15 protein-coding genes are annotated in these 15770 nt (G+C 58.9%); 6 read left to right on the plus strand and 9 right to left on the minus strand.

The window, feature by feature from the left end; translation table 11 throughout:
* Window positions 1–621 precede the first annotated feature (621 nt).
* Window positions 622–921, minus strand: a complete 300-nt coding sequence (locus NA619_RS13370) for a PilZ domain-containing protein (RefSeq protein WP_255962340.1) — start codon at window positions 919–921, stop codon at window positions 622–624.
* A gap of 1184 nt (window positions 922–2105) precedes the next feature.
* On the opposite strand from NA619_RS13370, the gene dusA reads away from it, so the two are divergent.
* Complete coding sequence (gene dusA / locus NA619_RS13375; RefSeq protein ID WP_255962341.1) at window positions 2106–3113, plus strand: tRNA dihydrouridine(20/20a) synthase DusA; 1008 nt, start codon at window positions 2106–2108, stop codon at window positions 3111–3113.
* 105 nt (window positions 3114–3218) lie between these two features.
* A complete protein-coding gene (gene tal, locus NA619_RS13380) occupies window positions 3219–4145 on the plus strand; it encodes a transaldolase (protein WP_255962343.1) in 927 nt (308 codons plus the stop codon).
* Between the two features lies 1 nt (window position 4146).
* Here tal and rssC read toward each other — a convergent pair whose 3' ends face one another.
* Both rssC and rssB read right to left on the minus strand, forming a co-directional pair.
* Entirely contained in the window at window positions 4147–4629 is a 483-nt protein-coding gene (gene rssC / locus NA619_RS13385) for an anti-sigma factor antagonist RssC (protein WP_122164913.1), read from the minus strand.
* A complete protein-coding gene (gene rssB / locus NA619_RS13390) occupies window positions 4626–5810 on the minus strand; it encodes a two-component system response regulator RssB (protein WP_255962344.1) in 1185 nt (394 codons plus the stop codon). The genes rssC and rssB overlap by 4 nt, the downstream gene beginning before the upstream one ends.
* Before the next feature lie 203 nt (window positions 5811–6013).
* On the opposite strand from rssB, the gene NA619_RS13395 reads away from it, so the two are divergent.
* On the plus strand, window positions 6014–6313 hold the full coding sequence (locus tag NA619_RS13395) for a PilZ domain-containing protein (RefSeq protein WP_255962345.1): 300 nt from the start codon (window positions 6014–6016) through the stop codon (window positions 6311–6313).
* A gap of 85 nt (window positions 6314–6398) precedes the next feature.
* Here NA619_RS13395 and NA619_RS13400 read toward each other — a convergent pair whose 3' ends face one another.
* Entirely contained in the window at window positions 6399–7100 is a 702-nt protein-coding gene (locus NA619_RS13400) for an MlaA family lipoprotein (protein WP_255962346.1), read from the minus strand.
* 226 nt (window positions 7101–7326) lie between these two features.
* Here NA619_RS13400 and NA619_RS13405 point away from each other — a divergent pair, with 226 nt between their 5' ends.
* Window positions 7327–7593, plus strand: coding sequence for a DUF4404 family protein (locus tag NA619_RS13405; RefSeq protein ID WP_255962347.1), 267 nt, complete (start codon window positions 7327–7329; stop codon window positions 7591–7593).
* Window positions 7594–7651: 58 nt separating this feature from the next.
* Here NA619_RS13405 and queF read toward each other — a convergent pair whose 3' ends face one another.
* The 3 genes from queF to NA619_RS13420 form a co-directional block, all read right to left on the minus strand.
* Window positions 7652–8482 (minus strand): NADPH-dependent 7-cyano-7-deazaguanine reductase QueF, encoded by an 831-nt coding sequence (gene queF / locus NA619_RS13410; protein ID WP_255962348.1) that lies wholly within the window; start codon window positions 8480–8482, stop codon window positions 7652–7654.
* A gap of 107 nt (window positions 8483–8589) precedes the next feature.
* Entirely contained in the window at window positions 8590–9369 is a 780-nt protein-coding gene (locus NA619_RS13415) for an ABC transporter permease (RefSeq protein ID WP_255962349.1), read from the minus strand.
* Complete coding sequence (locus NA619_RS13420; RefSeq protein WP_255962350.1) at window positions 9366–10298, minus strand: ABC transporter ATP-binding protein; 933 nt, start codon at window positions 10296–10298, stop codon at window positions 9366–9368. The genes NA619_RS13415 and NA619_RS13420 overlap by 4 nt, the downstream gene beginning before the upstream one ends.
* Window positions 10299–10550: 252 nt before the next feature.
* On the opposite strand from NA619_RS13420, the gene NA619_RS13425 reads away from it, so the two are divergent.
* A complete protein-coding gene (locus NA619_RS13425; protein WP_255962351.1) occupies window positions 10551–12998 on the plus strand; it encodes an acyl-CoA dehydrogenase in 2448 nt (815 codons plus the stop codon).
* 264 nt (window positions 12999–13262) lie between these two features.
* A complete protein-coding gene (locus tag NA619_RS13430) occupies window positions 13263–13670 on the plus strand; it encodes a PA2817 family protein (RefSeq protein ID WP_255962352.1) in 408 nt (135 codons plus the stop codon).
* 154 nt (window positions 13671–13824) lie between these two features.
* On the opposite strand, the gene NA619_RS13435 is transcribed toward NA619_RS13430, so the two are convergent.
* The gene (locus NA619_RS13435; protein WP_255962353.1) at window positions 13825–14814 is read right to left on the minus strand and encodes a TRAP transporter substrate-binding protein; all 990 of its coding nucleotides are present in this window, start codon (window positions 14812–14814) and stop codon (window positions 13825–13827) included.
* 54 nt (window positions 14815–14868) lie between these two features.
* On the minus strand, window positions 14869–15696 hold the full coding sequence (locus NA619_RS13440; RefSeq protein WP_255962354.1) for an HpcH/HpaI aldolase/citrate lyase family protein: 828 nt from the start codon (window positions 15694–15696) through the stop codon (window positions 14869–14871).
* Window positions 15697–15770 lie beyond the last annotated feature (74 nt).

A 15770-nucleotide genomic window follows, 5' to 3' on the forward strand; every position in this document is an offset into this window, starting at 1 on the left:
CTTGTCAACGCCTTTTTAAGAAAAAATGGCAGCAATAAGTCTGGACAAATTATCTTTTCGGCTTTAGCGAATAGCACAGTGCCACTGCTCCTTTCCGAGTGCACCCTGTGGGAATTCATCCGTCTAAAGGCGGGCCCGCTTGCCGCCCCCAGGCGACCGCTCCTCGAGTTCCCGCAGCCGGCTCCGCCTGTTCGGGCCTTCTGCCGGACTCGAAGCCACACCGTTAGGCCAGTAGCCATTATCTAAAGGCGATGCCAGGTAATGCTCGGACGTGCCATCAAGATAAACCGACCTAATCACGGGCTATGTGGAACCGGACAGCGAGCGCATCGAAGTACGAGCCGGAATCGACAGCGTAGGCGGCTATTAACCTCACGCTGACCAAGCCGATCTGGTCGAGGTCGTCACCGGGATGAAGGATGGCCAACGGAGATTCGCCTGATTCTCATGAGGACCAAGCCAAGCAGACATGGGCTGATGTACCCGAAGCGCAGCACCGGGAGCCGGTGAATAGCAGCAGGCTGCTGTTGCCCTGGAGAAGGTGCCAAACCCTGACAGATCAAGGCCCGGCTCATCCCCCTTAGGCGACGCGTCGGGCCACAACCAGCAACCGGATGAGTGTCAGCTCATAGAGAGAATGGTCAGCCCCAGGCTTTGACGGCCATCCTCGTGGCTGTCGACGCGCACCACCTCGGTCAGTGCGTCCAAGCCATCGAGCTCCGCATGTTCGGAGGGGATCTGGACACGAATCTTCTCGCCCAGGCTGAAAGCGCTTTTGGCAAGCACCTGCATACCAGTGCCGGACAGATCCTGGCAAACGCCCTGAATGGTTTGCCCGCCCTGCGACAGGGTTATCTGCGTGTTCATCTGCATGCGGATGAAGTCGCGTTTCTCGCTGTAATTCCGTTCCATTTGAAACATGTTTTTCGTCCCTTGAGAAAGTGATGGAGTTGCCTTACGCGCCCAGGCCCGGCTCGAAAGCGAGACGGCTGGTGTCCAGCTTGGAACGCGTAAAACAACGGAGTTCACCCAGTAACGAAAAAATACGTGTCCCTCGGCTCGCGCTGAGCAAGACCGTGGCCAGCATGGCACCGACCAGATGTACGCCAATCCACAGCTCGCCGAATTTCCCGATGTGCCAGTCGATTTGCGCAGGTGGTTTGGTATTACCAGATGGCAATCCAAATGGGACCACTAATCACGCATCAGGCCTAAATTTCGACACTCCAGGATCCGCGGCTAACCTGTAATACGTTTGAAACGCTTGTCGTGTCTGGCCTCGCAGGGTTATCCCCAGAAGCTGTGGATAACACTGTGCACAGTTGTTGGATGACTCGCCCAAGTGCCCAGCCGGCGTGGGTTTGCAACAGATCGGCGAGAATTTGTGCAGCGGACATAAACCCATATAAATCAAGAACTTAATCTGCTGGATGATCCGGACTGCAAAAAAGTACCGTTAGTTGCCCCACTGCGAGCTGGAATGTGCATAACAATTTATGTCAACGCCTTTTTAAGAAAAAAAAGCAGTAATCCTGCTGGACAGATACCGCTTTTTGGCATTGGGCATGACGGTGGCAGATGTCCGTTTTTCCCCATCGCTGCGCTTTTTGATGAATCAAATCGATAAGGATGGAGCCATGTTGAACACTGCTCGGCTCTGCGCATTACTTGCGGTCTAACGGTCGCTCGCGACATCTCAGGTTTTTTGTCAGCGGGCACCGAGGGCGCTGAGCTGGGGTTCGTGTATCCATGCTCATTTGTCGTTTCGCTGGTAGTTGCCTGCATATTTCTGCTCAACCGATCTGATGAGGACATCATCGCCGCGATGGGGCAACCACCCGACTGCCATAAATCACGATTCGTTGGGCTCAATCTCATAGCGGGTAGCCCAAACCTGGCCGCCTTCTTACGCTCGAAGGCGTAACTCTCCTGATAGACTTGCCGCCCACCCTTCCTGTTTCGGATTCAGACGGTGGACCACCAACGCTATCCCGATGCTTCCTTGTACAGAGCACGCGACGCTTGTTGCCTCACGGATGGTCTCGTCACCGGTCTGAACACAACCATCACCTTCAAAACCTCGCCAAAGTAATGTCGACTCTGAAATGACGATCCCCCCTCTAAATCCAGCAATTACGGGCCCTTCGGTAAACAGGCGCTTCTCCGTCGCGCCGATGATGGACTGGACTGACCGCCATTGCAGGTACTTTCTGCGTCAGCTATCCCGTCACGCGCTGCTCTATACCGAAATGGTTACCACCGGTGCATTGCTGAACGGTGATGCCGAGCGCTTCCTGCGTCATGACGAGGCGGAACATCCGTTGGCGTTGCAGCTGGGTGGCAGCGTGCCTGGCGATCTCGCGGCCTGCGCGAAGCTGGCGCAAGAGGCTGGCTATGACGAGGTGAACCTCAATGTCGGCTGCCCCAGCGATCGAGTGCAGAACAACATGATTGGCGCCTGCCTCATGGGGCATCCCGCCCTGGTTGCCGATTGCGTCAAAGCAATGCGCGACGCGGTCGGAATAGAAGTGACGGTAAAGCACCGAATCGGCATCAACGGACGCGACAGTTATGCAGAGCTCTGTGACTTCGTGGGTCAGGTTCGGGATGCGGGCTGCCGCAGTTTTACCGTGCATGCACGCATTGCGATTCTCGAAGGGCTGTCGCCGAAGGAGAACCGTGAGGTCCCGCCGCTGCGTTATGACGTCGCTGAGCGCTTGAAGTGCGACTTCCCCGATCTGGAGATCATTCTCAACGGCGGTATCAAGACGCTCGAGGCCTGCGAGGCACACCTTGAGCACTTCGACGGCGTGATGCTCGGTCGCGAGGCATATCACAACCCCTATTTGCTGGCGCAGGTGGATACCCGATTGTTTGACGGCCAGGAGCCCGTCATATCCCGCGCCGAAGCGCTACGTCGGATGCGGCCCTACATTCAGAAGCATGTGGACGCTGGCGGTTCGATGCACCACATCACCCGTCATGTGCTCGGGCTCGGCCAGGGCTTCCCCGGTGCCCGACGCTTTCGCCAGCTGCTGTCGGTCGACATCCACAAGGCCCCAGATCCGCTGGCGTTGCTTGACCAGGCGACCAGCATGCTGGAAGGTCGCTGAACATCCGCACCCTTTTTCGATCCAACGGCTGTCCCGCCCGAACCGGATACATGCCTGGCTGACAGCAGGCCCGGCGAAACGCCAACTCAGAGGATAGAGCGCCCCATGACATCAAAGCTGGAACAACTCAAGCAATTCACCACCGTCGTTGCCGACACCGGCGACCTTGATGCCATTGCCCGTCTGCAACCAGTCGACGCCACCACCAATCCGTCGCTTCTTCTCAAGGCCGCTTCCCTGCCCCGCTATGCCGATCATCTGCAGGCGGCCATGTCGCGCTGCGAGGGTGACATCGGGCTGGGCTGTGACCTGTTCGCCGTCGCGGTTGGCCAGGAAGTGCTCAAGCTGATTCCGGGGCGGATCTCGACTGAAGTCGATGCACGCCTGTCGTTCGATACCGAGGCGATGGTGCAGCGCGGCGAGCGTCTGATCGGTTTGTATGAACAAGCCGGTGTGTCCCGCGAGCGTGTGCTGATCAAACTGGCCTCCACCTGGGAAGGCATTCGCGCCGCCGAGCAACTGGAGAAGTCCGGCATCCAGACCAACCTGACGCTGCTGTTCTCCTTCACCCAGGCGGTCGCCTGCGCTGAAGCCGGCGTGTTTCTGATTTCGCCCTTCGTCGGTCGCATCTACGACTGGTACAAGAAGTTCGAAGGTCGCGACTATGTAGGCGATGAAGACCCGGGCGTACAGTCGGTCAGCCGCATCTACGACTACTACAAGACGCACGGTTACAAGACGGTAGTGATGGGCGCCAGCTTCCGGAACGCCGGTCAGATCGAAGCCTTGGCAGGCTGTGATCGCCTGACGATCAGCCCTGAACTGCTCAGCCAGCTGGCGCAGGAAGAAGGCACCCTGGAGCGCAAGCTCTCACCGGGGCGCGCGTCAGAACCTCGTATCAGCATGGATGAGGGCAGTTTCCGTTGGGGATTGAACGAAGATCCGATGGCGACCGAGAAATTGGCTGAAGGCATTCGCCAATTCGCGCGGGATCAGGAAAAGCTGGAAGCGCTGCTGCCTACCAAGCTGTAATTCAGGAGCGTTCCAGCGCAGTCACGAGGTCGCGAAAGGCCTCGCGGTTGGATTCATTGAGGCTCATCAGGATACGGTGAGCCTCAAGAACCTTACTCTTCACGACTTCCTCGGACTGGTCCTGGCTGGGCAGGTCAGCCAGCTGCTCAGGCGATGGCAGCGGTTGATCTACGATATTGAACACTTGATCGAAGCCCATCGACTGCAACAGTCGGGTGATGTCCGCGTGCGTCGTTACCAGGGTTGGCAGCATGCCGACCTTCTGCCGCGACAGGATCGAAAGCTTGGCAAGCAGGCCCAGCGTCGTGCTGTCGATGCTACGGCTTTCGGTAAGGTCAATGACGATGGAGGAGAAATCCAGTGAAGAGAAGATCTTCTCGATCGTTGCATCCAGTGCCGAGCAAAGCGTCAGCCGAATTTCGCCGACAAACTTGAGAACGAACGTACCGTCCTGCTCAGCGAACTGGATCTTTCCAGTGCTCATGCAAGGTTCCTGCTCAATACCAGCAACGCGATGTCATCAGGCATATCCTCCAGATCGGCAAGACCCAGCACGCGCTGTAGGCCTTCCAGCTTGCCACCCGCCTCGGAAATCAAACCGGGCAGCCCGGCTTCCTTTTCTTTGAGGGTATCGCCCGGCAAAAGGTCCAAAATGCCATCGGAAAGCAGTGTCAGACTGAAGGCATCTGGCAGTTCGATCTCATAATTATCGTAGGTGGCTTCGACGAACAGGCCAACCGGCAGGCCCTTTCCTTCCAGATACTTCGCAGACCCGCCGGTATAAATCACCGGCATCGGGAGGTGGCCACCGATGCTGTAATGCAGCACATTGCGTTCCTGATCGATCACTCCACCAAGCATGGTGACGTGCTTGCCAAGCTTGCAGTTGATCAGCCCGCGATTGATGTGATCGAGTACCTCGGACGGCTTGAATGCCCGCAACGCCCCACCACGACGCGATTCGTACAACAGGCGCGTAGTCATGAATTTCAGCAGAACGGTGACGAAGGCAGAGGACGCCCCGTGACCGGACACATCGGCGAGATAGAAGCCGATGCGGTGCTCGTCGACTCGGAAATAATCGACGAAATCGCCGGAGAGGTAGAGCGATGGAATGATCTGATGAGCGAACTGGAAGTCGTCGAGATTGCAGGGGGTGACGGGCAGCATGTTCATCTGCACCTGACGCCCTGCATCCTGGTCTTCCTGAAGCAGGTGAAGGCTGGCTTGCAGGTCGCGGTTGGCGGTTTCCAGCTGCTCGCGATAGCGGCGGTTCTCCATGCGCAAGCGTGACCGATCAAGGGCACGGCGCACGGAATGCTCGAGCATCGCCAGATCTTCGAGCGGCTTGATCAGGTAGTCGGCTGCACCCAGCCGCAGGGCCTCAACCGCATCGCTCATCACGCCAGCGCCGGATACCACGATGACCGGCAGGTCCGCGTGCCGCTCGCTGATCAGTCGAATCAGCTCCAGGCCGTCCATCTGCGGCATTCGCAGATCGCAAATAACCAGATCCGGATGTTCGGCATCAAACAGCTCGATGCCCCGCGGGCCGCTAGGGGCCTGCAGGACCCTGAAACCGCTGTCATCCAGATAGGCAGCCAGGCTGGCTCGTACCACATCGTCGTCATCTATGATCAGCAGCGTCGCGCTTGGGTTGTGCATGTTCCTACCAGGCGGTATCGCCAGGATGTTGGCGAAAGCATCGGCCCCGCGCGAGCGCTGGGCAAGGGATCTTTTCAAGGCGCAGACGGTACTCCCATACGTTCTGCGTTTCAAGCCAGGCGCCGCCGCTCCGCCTGCGCTTTACAGGCTTAATTAACGGGCGTTATAAGAGCCGGTGCCATTCAATCCGAAGGACTAAAACAATGACTCAGCGTGATCGGGATTACAGCGAAAAACGCGATTTCATCCGCATGCAGATCGAAACCGCGATCACATTGACTCATGACGGGCAGCGTTACGAGGCGATCTGCCTGGATCTCTCCAGCACGGGCATGCAGGTCGTCGCGGCAACAAGCCTGCAAATGGGCGACAAGGTTCAGGCGCATATCCCCTCAGAGCACAACGAACTCAAAGGGCTGGATGCCGAGACCGAGGTGGTGCGCGTAGGCACCCATGAGGATGGGCGGCAGAGCCTGGGCCTTGCCATCCTGTCGATGAGCTGAGCATCGCGTGACGCAGGCGCCTCGGGTTTGAGGCGCGCAATCGATGAACCGCATGGCCGGGTTTGGCAACGCGGTTCAAGGAGGATCAGAAGTCGTCTTCGACCTGACCATCCTGGACGCGGAATTCGCGGTTCTGCAGGTAGGCATTACGCACGAAGATGTACTTGTCGCCAGTGATCATCTTCTCCGCGGAAAGCAGGCCGGCGCGCAGGTCGACCACGTTTACCGCTCGCGTCACATTGCGGGTCGGTACATGGTCCATATGCGGGTAGGGCTGCAAGTAGGAGTCCGGCACGCGCCCTGCTGCATCGCGCACGGTGCTCGGGCCCAGCAGCGGCAGCACCACGTAGGGACCACTCCCGAGCCCCCAGGCTCCCAGCGTCTGGCCGAAGTCTTCGTCATTCTTCTGCAACCCCATGCGGGTCGCTACGTCGAAGAAGCCGAGCACGCCAAAGGTGGTATTGAACAGAATACGGCTGGTGTCGATACCCGCGTCCCGAACCTTGCCCTGCAGCAAGTCGTTGGTCAGCACCACGACATCACCCAGGTTGCTGAACACGTTACCGATGCCGTCTTCGACAAAGCCCGGCGTCACCTTCTGGTAGCCCTGTGCAAGCGGCTTGAGCGTGTAGGTGTCCACCTTGTCGTTGAAGTTGAAGATCACCCGGTTCACACCTTCCCAGGGATCCTCCTCGGCTGCCTGCAATGACGAAGCGCCGAACATCGCGAGCGCGGCGACGAAGGCGACGGTAAAATTTCCGACCCAATCCTTGCTGATCAATGGCATTGCAGGCTTCTCCTTGTTCGTATGCGGGTGGCTGCCCGTCAAAGCGCAGCAGTATAAATCCAATAACACCGTTTTCGGCAGCAGGCAGACATGCGGAGCGGTTGCGGCGAACTTCACGGCACTCCGCCCAATCAAAGCAACGACAAGCCAGGGCCGCTGGTTTAACCTGAATCAACAGTGCTTACGCGAAAAAGCTAGCTTCGAAATAACCTAAGAGGGATGCAATATGCCGGAACATGATCTGCAGTCGCAGCTGGCAGAGCTGCGTAGTCAGCTGGCTCAAGACACACCGCTGACAGACGAAGAACGCGCATCGCTGCAAGTGATCGCTCAGGACATCGAACTCCGCCTGGCCAATCAGGGCGTTGTAGAACAGAACGACTCACTGGTCGATGGCGTCAATCTGGCGGTTGAGCGATTCGAAGTCAGCCATCCGAACACCGCAATGACGCTGCGCAACATCATGCAAACACTGGCGAATATGGGCATCTAGCGGTACTGCCGGCCCAGGTCACAGCGGGACATCGCCGTTCAGGCTTCCGCTGTGGCTGTTATTGCCTGACCAATCGACCATTGCTCGCCGAGACGAAATCAGTGCTGCGATAAGGGTTGATATCCAAGCCGCCGCGTCGCACATAGCGAGCATTCACACTCAGGTATTCAGGCTGCAGTAATTGCTGCAGATCCAGGAAGATTCGCTCCACGCACTGCTCGTGGAAGTCAGCATGCTGACGAAAACTCACCAGATACGCGAGCAAGCTGCGGTGGTCCAACGCAGCGCCACGGTACTTGATCACGACCGTTCCCCAGTCCGGCTGGCCAGTCACAGGGCAGTTGGATTTCAGTAGGTGGCTGTAGACGCACTCATCTACCAGCCGATTTGAATCACAGCTCAGCAGATCGGCACGAGGCGCATCGTAGTGATTGATAGCGACGTTCAGCTCGTCGATGCAATGCCCAGCCAGCGGTGCAATCCCTTCCCTGCTGACTTCATCCAAGGTCCGGAGACGAACGCCGACAGCCTTTCCCGCCGCTGCTGAGAGATCATTGATCATCACATCCATCAGCGCATCTCGACTCTCGAATACCGACTGGTTCAGTGAGTTCAGGTAGAGCTTGAAAGACTTGGATTCGATGATGTTCGGCGAGTCGGCGGGAATGCTGAACTCGCCGATGGCTACCACAGGCTTGCCGGATGGCAGCAGCCACGAGAGTTCGTAGCAGTTCCAGATATCAACCCCGGCATAGGGCAGGGCATCGGCTGTCAGCCCCAGCTCTGCCCATTTCGGCGCACGCGGAATGGGAAACAGTTGCTCGGGACTATAGGTCGCGACATAGGCGCTGGATTTGCCCAGCGGGGACAGTTCGGCGGGATGCTGCATGGCGGGAACCTGATCAAAAAACGTGCGCAAGTGTAGCGGTTCCGGCCCCGTTTATCACCGCGCGACCCACGACTGCCGGCCAGGAAGGCCGGCTGAACGTGGAGTCACTACTGACGCATGCCGCGGCCACTCTTGAGCAGCTGGATGCACCACAGGTACATCACGATTGCAGCGACTGTCATGAAGCTGATGGCAATGCCGATCTGGATGTCCGACACGCCGAGAATTCCGTAGCGGAAGGCGTTGACCATATGCAGGATGGGATTGGCGAGCGACAGCGTCTGCCAGAACGGCGAGAGCAGATTGATCGAGTAGAACACGCCACCCAGATAGGTCAGCGGGGTCAGCACGAAAGTCGGAATGATCGAGATGTCGTCAAAGTTGCGTGCGAAAACCGCGTTGATGAAACCGCCCAGGGCGAAGATCGTCGATGTGAGAGTGATCACCAGCAGCGTGACGCCAAGATGATGGACCTGCAGGTCGGTGAAGAACATCGACAGCAGCGTCACGATGAACGCCACGGCGAGGCCGCGCGTAATACCGCCCAGAGCGAAACCGATAAGAATCACGTGAGGCGACACCGGTGACACCAGCAACTCCTCGATGGAGCGCTGGAACTTGCTGCTGAAAAAACTTGAGACCACGTTGCTGTACGAGTTGGTGATCACCGACATCATGATCAGCCCCGGCACGATGTACTCCATGTAACTGAAGCCATCCATCTCTCCGATCCGCGCGCCGATCAGATTTCCGAAGATGACGAAATACAACACCATGGTGATGGCCGGAGGCAGCAACGTCTGCGGCCAGATGCGCGTGTAGCGGCGAATTTCGCGATGGACGATGGTCTGCAGGGCAACCAGATTGGGCCGGAATTCTGCGTTCATTTGGACCCCTGCGGCAGGTTGTTTTCCACCATGGAGACGAACAGTTCTTCAAGCCGATTGGTCTTGTTGCGAAGGCTCAACACTTCGATCCCTTGCGCTGAAAGCATACGGAACAGATCGGTCACGCCCTGGCTCTTGTCCACCTGCACCTCAAGGGTGTGGTGATCGACCAGGCGTGCCGGGTAGTTGCCCAACTCGGGCGGCACCAGCTGTGATTCCTTGAGATCGAGCAGAAACGTCTCAACATGCAGCTGCTTGAGCAGCTCGCGCATGCTGGTGTTCCTGACGATATTGCCGCGGTCGATGATCCCGATATTGCGGCACAGTTGTTCAGCCTCCTCCAGATAGTGCGTGGTGAGGATGATGGTGATGCCTTCGCGATTGAGTTCGGACAGGAAGGACCACATCGAGCGACGCAACTCGATATCCACACCCGCGGTGGGCTCGTCGAGGATCAGCAGTCGCGGCCGGTGAATCAGTGCACGCGCGATCATCAAACGTCGCTTCATACCCCCAGAGAGCATCCGCGAAGAGACATCGCGCTTCTCCCACAGGCCCAGCTGGTTGAGGTATTGCTCGGCGCGCTCTTTCGCGATCTTCGCCGGGATGCCGTAATAACCGGCCTGGGTGACGAGGATGTCGAAGGCTTTCTCGAACTGATTGAAGTTGAATTCCTGCGGCACAACGCCGAGGCAGCGCTTCAATCCGGACGGATCGCGATCAAGGTCGTGGCCGAACACGTTGACCGTGCCGCCGGACTTATTCACCAGTGTGGAAAGAATACCGATTGTGGTGGATTTGCCAGCGCCGTTAGGGCCTAGCAACGCAAAGAAATCGCCTTCGGCCACATCCAGGTCGATGCCTTTGAGAGCCTCGAAGCCGTTTCCGTAAACCTTGGTCAACTGCCGAATGGACAGAGCAGTAGTCATATAAGAATGCACACAACGCAGAGAGATTCAGACTAGATAAGGGCGCGTGCAGGCAATTGCAACGCTTGCAGAAAAACGCGCTGCGCTCGCTATCGCGAAACACGACGTGACGCACTGACATGGTCATTTCCGAACTCACTCACCAGCCTCCGGTCATTATCTGAAACCAATAGCGTCGTCCTGTCGCTTCGCCCTCCCGCTCCGAAAGCCTATGCTCAGGTAGGACGCCATTCGCCCAACAAGGAAAACCACATGACCCTGCTCTGGCTGCTCGTGTTACTGATCGGCATCGCGCTGATTGCTCATCTACGCGTTTCCCCCGTTCCCGCGCTGGCCATAGTGGCGGCCTATCTCGTGCTCATGGGCTCTGCCTATGAGACGCCGACCTGGTTGATGGTCATCCTCTGGCTCATGCTCATTGCCGTTGCCGTCCCGTTGCTGGTCACTGACCTGCGCATCAAGCATTTCAGCGGCCCAATGTTCGACTGGTTCAAAAAGGTGCTGCCGCCAATCTCCAGTACTGAACGCGATGCGATCGACGCCGGTACGGTCTGGTGGGATGGCCAGCTGTTCAGCGGCAAACCGGATTGGGACGTCTTGCTCGGTTACCCCAAGGCCACCCTGACAGCTGAAGAACAAGCCTTCGTCGATGGCCCGACCGAAACCCTCTGTGCCATGGTCAACGACTGGGATATTGGCCAGCGCATGGATCTGCCCCAGGAAGCCTGGGACTACATCAAGGCTGAAGGTTTCTTCGCGCTGATCATTCCCAAAGAGTTTGGCGGCAAGGGTTTTTCGGCCTATGCCCACTCTCAGGTCGTGATGAAGCTCGCCACCCGCAGCGGCGACCTCGCGACAACCGTCATGGTGCCCAACTCCCTCGGCCCGGCCGAATTGCTGATGCACTACGGCACGGACGAGCAGCGCAACCACTACCTGCCGCGCCTTGCCAATGGCACGGATATCCCCTGCTTCGCCCTGACCGGCCCCTATGCCGGTTCGGACGCAGGGGCTATGAACGACAGCGGCGTCATCTGTCGCGGCCAGTGGCAGGGCGAGGAAGTGCTTGGTCTGCGGCTGAACTGGGAAAAGCGCTACATCACCCTAGGCCCTGTCGCCACGCTGCTCGGTGTTGCGTTCAAGACCTACGACCCTGAGCACCTGCTGGGTGATGAGGAAGAACTGGGCATCAGCCTCGCATTGATTCCGACCGATACCGCCGGTGTCGAGATCGGCCGTCGTCATCTGCCGCTGGGCGCTGCGTTCATGAACGGCCCGAACTGGGGCAAGGACGTGTTCGTGCCGCTCGAAGCCATCATCGGCGGGCGCGACATGATCGGCAAAGGCTGGATGATGCTTATGAACTGCCTCTCGGTTGGCCGCTCCATTTCGCTCCCCGCGACAGGCGCCAGTGCTGCCAAGACCTGCAGCTACGTCAGCGGCCGCTATGCGCAGATCCGCGAGCAGTTCAACGTGCCGCTCTCGGCGTTCGAAGGCATTCAGGAACCGCTAGCGCGGATCGGCGGCAATGCCTGGCTCATGGACAGCGCGCGGATCCTCACCGCCAACGCGGTCGATCTGGGTGAAAAGCCTTCGGTGCTCTCGGCCATTCTCAAATACCACCTGACCGAACGCGGCCGGGAGTGCATCACCGATGCCATGGACATTCATGGCGGTAAAGGAATCATCATGGGGCCAAGCAACTACCTCGGCCGCCTATGGTTGTCGGCACCCATTTCGATCACGGTGGAAGGCGCGAATATCCTTTCGCGCAACCTTATGATCTTTGGTCAGGGCGCGATCCGCTGCCATCCCTTCGTGCTTCGAGAAATGGAGCTGGTGCACGAGCCTGACCGCGATGCCGCGATCAAGAAGTTCGACACCTTGTTGATGCAGCACATCGGTTTCGCCGTCAGCAATACCGCCAGCACGCTGGTGCTCGGACTCACGTTCGGCCTTTTGGGCAAGGCGCCCGGCAATGAGCTGACGCGCCCCTACTTCCGCGCCTTGGATCGCATCGCCGCGGCCTTCGCCATGCTTGCGGACCTGTCCATGATGCTGCTCGGCGGCGAGCTCAAGCGCCGCGAACGGCTCTCGGCACGACTCGGCGACGTGCTCAGCCACCTCTATCTGGCGTCCGCCGCGCTCAAGCGTTATCACGACCTCGGCCATCCGGTCGAGCAGGCGCCGCTGCTGCGCTGGGCAATGGAAGATTGCCTGTGCAAGGCCGAGCAAGCCCTGGCCGACACCCTGGCCAACTTCCCCAACCGTCTGCTTGGCGGCGTATTGCAGGTATTGGTGTTTCCCTTTGGCGCTCGCCACAAGGGGCCCTCGGATGAACTGGATGCCGAAGTCGCTGGCATTCTCGGCCGTCCGGAAGGCGATCCGGCACTGGAGCAGATTCTCGAAGGTGTCTATCGCCCGCAGGGCAACGATGAAGCATTCGGCGCTTTGCGCGACGCGTTCAACACGCTGGCCGCCTCGCAGCCGCTGCAGAAGAAACTGCACAAGGCGCTCAAGAGCGGCGAACTCAAGCTGACCGCTGGCGAGGATCCGATCAGTGCGGCACTGGCCGCCGGGGTGTTCGATGCGGCCGAGGCTCAGCAACTCACCGCGGCCGAAGCGGCGCGGCGCAAGGTCATCAGCGTTGATGATTTCGGCAAAGAGGAGCTCGTCCTCGGTGAAGGTCGGATCCGCTAATCATATGCAGTCGACACCAGTGACAAGTCACTGAACGCGTCCGCCAACTGCTCCGCGCCACAACGCGGAACGGTTGGCGGATCACTTGAGCGGTGCAATGCCGTCTCGGGCCCTGACAACCCCTTCTCTATCCCCCGAGAAGTGACAGCCTGACTGCCATCCGTCCTACGTACCGAACCCAGTCCAGGCACTCGAGTCAACTGGACACGCCCCAATCAACTCGTGCGCCTTTATAATCGCGCGCCCAAACGACTCAGGTGAACCATGGCCAATCCTTATCACGATCACAACCTGGCACTTCTGGCCCATCTGCGCGGCATCCTGCTTGCCATGGGTGAAACCGAACAGGTATCCGAAGAAAGCCATGCGCTTTTTCTCGAGCGGTTTGACGAACTGATCATGAATCTGCAGAACGTGCCGGAAGAGCGGCACATGGGTCAGGACATGATTTGCCAGGTCTTCCACCGCTACCCGCAAATCGCCCACCTGGTTCCGCGCGACCTGCTCTGGTACTTCGGCGGCGATTGCCTGCATTTCATGCCCGACGAAGAAATCGAGATCTTCCAGCGCCTGGAAGAGCGACGCTATGAAGCCGAAGAAAACGAAGAGCCCTTCGACTGGAATATGGAGCGGCGGCTATTGAGCATGCCGGACGAAGGGCCTCGTCACTGATAAAAGCAGGTCCCCTTCCGATGATGAAGCGGCTGATACACGGATAGCGGGCGGCTGCAGTCGCACCGCTAGCCGCCGGCTATTTCTGTACTGAAGGCCATGATGCGGGGTGAAACGAGCCGCCTTCCAGACTCTGCTGGCGGCTCGTAGTCTCTCAGGGTTGATTGGCCGCTTCGGCTGCCTTGATCAGATCGGCACCGATCTCGTTCTCGAACTTCTTCCATACCGGCTTCATTGCCTCACGCCACTCCCCACGCTGCTCAGCGGTCAGTTCGATAATCTCGCTCTTGCCTGATTCGGCAATGGTGCCTTTGGCCTTCTGGTTTAGCTCATCTGCCTGGCGATTCACTTCCACCGTCACTTCTTCCACGATGCTCTGAAGCTCGATGCGGACGTCATCCGGCAGTCCGCGCCAGAACTGGGTGTTGGTGATCACCATGTAGTCGATCAGGCCATGATCCGACTCGGTGATGTACTTCTGCACCTCATGGACCTTTTGGCTTTCATAGTTCGACCAGGTGTTCTCAGTGCCGTTGACCACGCCGGTCTGCAGCCCCTGATAGACCTCGGCAAAACTCATCTTGCGCGGGTTGGCACGCACGACCTTGAACTGCTCTTCAAGCACCTGCGAGGCCTGGACCCGGAACTTGAGGCCACGGGCGTCCTTGGGTTCACGCAGCGGTTTGTTCGCGGACATCTGCTTGGTCCCGTTGTGCCAATAGGCCAGACCGGTGATGTTCTTGTCTTCCATGGCGGTCAACAATGCCTTGCCTTGCGGGCTGCTCTGGAAGCGGTCAGCCGCGGCGAGGTCGTCGAACAGAAACGGCAGATCGAATATCTGCACCGCCTTCGCGTAGTGCTCGAACTTCGCCAGCGACGGCGCCAGCATGTGCACGTCGCCAATCAGCAGCGCTTCCATTTCCTTGCCGTCGCCGAACAGCGATGAGTTTGGATAGACCTCGACGACAACCTGACCCGGAAGGCGCTCTTCGGCAAGCTTCTTGAACATCAGGGCGCCCTGCCCCTTCGGTGTGTTGTCCGCTACCACATGGGAGAACTTGATGGTGATGGGCTCCGCCTGGGCGAACCCTACGATGGAGAAAGAAAGCGCGCAGGCGAGCGCCTTGAGCTTGTGACTCAGCATGGAAGTACCCTCTTGTTTTTGTCGGTTGGTACGTTTCGCGGGCAAGCGTTGCGGTCAGGGCACCGATTGCCCGGCACGTTGCAGCAGGCGACGGGCGCGACCGATGACGGGGGCATCGATCATCTGTCCGTCCACCACGAAGACCCCTTCGCCGGACGCGCCGGCACTGAGCACGCGTTGCGCCCAGGTCAACTCGTCAGCGCTGGGCATCAGCGTTTCATGCACCACAGCGACCTGGCTGGGGTGGATGCACAGCAAGCCGCCGAAACCCATGTCGCGGGCGTCGGCAACAGTCTGGGCAAGGCCGTGCAAGTTCTTGATATCGGGGAATACGGAGTCCAGCGGCATCGCGAGATCTGCCAGCCGTGACTGCAACAGCAATCCGTAGCGCGCTTGGTCGAGAATACGCTCGGCCGCCGCGGTGCCGCTAGCAAGCCCCAGATCCAGACCGAGGTCCAGGGCCCCGAATGACAGCCGTTCGACGCCACCGGCATGGGCAATTTCCGCCAGCCGAGCGAGCCCCCGTGCGCTTTCGATGATCGGCCAGACCGGCTTGCCAGTGGCGGCTACGGCCTGTACCTGCTCGGCGTTTTCAGCCTTGGGCAGGAGCACGCCTATTACGCCCGGACGGGTTGCGCAAAGTTCAAGATCCTTAGCCTGTTCGTTATGTCCCGACGCGTTGATCCGCACCAAAACCTCGGCCTCCGGGTTCGCCCCCAGGAAGGCGTCGAGATGCCCACGGGCTTCGGCCTTCAAATTCTCGGCAACGGCATCCTCGAGATCGACGATCACCGCGTCGGCACCTGAGGCCAGCGCCTTGGGGAACCGCTCGGGGCGGGTCGCTGGGACGAACAGCGCTGTACGGACAATGCGTGAATTCATGGCTCTACCTTCATGTCTGTTGGCTCATGCCGGGAGCGACTTTGTTCGCGAGCAAGCGGCGCCGGATCGCCAGC

This window comes from Stutzerimonas stutzeri, from assembly GCF_024448895.1.
GTDB classification, from domain to species: Bacteria; Pseudomonadota; Gammaproteobacteria; order Pseudomonadales; family Pseudomonadaceae; genus Stutzerimonas; species Stutzerimonas stutzeri_Q.